The organism is Nocardioides sp., assembly GCF_031422975.1.
Classification (GTDB): Bacteria; Actinomycetota; Actinomycetes; order Propionibacteriales; family Nocardioidaceae; genus Nocardioides.
The window spans coordinates 1-1,613 of record NZ_JANPEO010000450.1 but is presented as its reverse complement, the minus strand read 5'-3'; the positions used below and the strand labels follow the sequence as shown (position 1 = coordinate 1,613).

Here is a 1,613-nt window from a genome sequence, read left to right as displayed (position 1 = left end):
CATTGACTCGATGCTCTCGCCCTCGGTCGTCGTGATTCCGGTCGTCGGGTCGGGATTGATGTCGCCGACGCTGAATTTGCCGAACTGCATTGTGCCCTACGTTATGCGTTAGTTGAAGACTGTACTACTTGCAACGAGGCTGTGGTCGGGTCTATTCCGCCGACCAGCGCTCGCCCAGACTCGCGGCGCCTTCACGCCGAAGGGAGGACCTCGTCCGCGCTCATCCATGTGGATGAACCTGCGGAGGTGCCGGTGCTGGTGTCACCGAGACCGGCCAGCGCTGCGACGTACCCCTCCGGAGCGGGCAGGTCCTGCCACGTCTCCTCGGCGAGCACGATCGTCGACATCGGGGTCGCCAGGCCGGTGCCACGAGCCTTGAGGATTGCCTCCTTGCGCGCCCAGGTCCGCGCGAGGTCACCCGCTGAGCCGGGCGCCTCGGAGGGTGCCAGGACCAGCGATGGGAGTACGTCGATGGCCGCGACCTCCACGTCGACACCCACCGGCACGCCACCGTCGACAAGGGCAATCGCGGTCACCAGGTGCGGACCCGAGCGCGAGAGCGACACGTGGAGCGGCTCTCCCAGATGGCGCACCCACGGGCGGCCGTGCGCATCGCTGCCGCAGGCCGAGCAGAGTCGGCCGGAGGTGACGGTGCCCGGGCCCAGGAGGGACCGGGCGTGCGCTTCGAGGGCCGCCGCCGCCCCGACGGAGGCGGCGTGCCAGGCGACGTCAGGCCGCATGGCCACCCACTAGTCCGGGAGCGCCGGCAGCTCGGTGGATCGGAGCCACGCCTCGAAGAGCCCCTCGAGCGACTCACCACTGATCTCGGCGGCGAGCGCCTCGAAGTCGGCGGTCGTCGCGTTGCCGCCGTCGAACCGCTCGACCCACTCACGCAAGATGTCGAAGAAGTCGTGGTCGCCGACCACCGTGCGGAGGGCGTGCAGCGTCAGGGCGCCACGCTTGTAGACCCGGTCGTCGAACATCAGCGCCGGGCCGGGGTCGGCGAGCAGCAGGTCCTGGTCGAGCTGGGCCAGCTTGGCGTGGTGGTGGGCCGCCTGAGCGGCCGCACTCTCGCGCCCGGACTCCTCCGACCACAGCCACTCCGCGTAGCAGGCGAAGCCCTCGTGCAGCCAGATGTCGTGCCATTCCCGCAGCGTCACGGCGTTGCCGAACCATTGGTGCGCCATCTCGTGCGCGACCAGCCGGACGGCGTCCCAGTCGGCAGAGGCGAAGTTGCGGCCGAAGGTCGAGAGCGACTGCGACTCCAGCGGGATCTCGAGCGGGTCATCGGTCACCACGACGGTGTAGTCGTCGAACGGGTAGGTCCCGAACACCGACTCGAAGTACTCCATCATCGCCGGCTGCTGGCCGAACGAGGCGTCGTACCCCTCACCCGACAGGTCGGGCGGTGCGACCACGACGACACCGGAGCCCAGGTCCCGCGCCTCGTAGCGGCCGATCTGCACGGTCGCGAGGTAGGACGCCATCGGCTCCGCCATCTCCCACGTCCACTCGGTGACCGAGCCGCGCCGCTTCCGCTCGACGAGCCGCCCGCACATCGCGACGTAGTAGTCATGGGGGGCGGCCAGGGTGATGGCGTAGGTGGCCTTGTT

General features: G+C 69.4%; 2 protein-coding genes. Both read right to left on the bottom strand.

Going from position 1 to position 1,613, the window contains the following annotated elements; genetic code table 11:
- Positions 1–191: 191 nt before the first annotated feature.
- Complete coding sequence (locus tag RMO85_RS13535) at positions 192–740, bottom strand: 4'-phosphopantetheinyl transferase superfamily protein (protein ID WP_310529250.1); 549 nt, start codon at positions 738–740, stop codon at positions 192–194.
- Positions 741–749: 9 nt separating this feature from the next.
- On the bottom strand, positions 750–1,613 hold an 864-nt coding region (locus tag RMO85_RS13530), incomplete at its 5' end, for a M1 family metallopeptidase (RefSeq protein WP_310529249.1).

What these genes read in the sequence shown, in the direction of transcription:
- RMO85_RS13535 (WP_310529250.1), bottom strand. Translation starts at nt 740, where the DNA reads ATGCGGCCTGACGTCGCCTGGCACGCCGCCTCCGTCGGGGCGGCGGCG.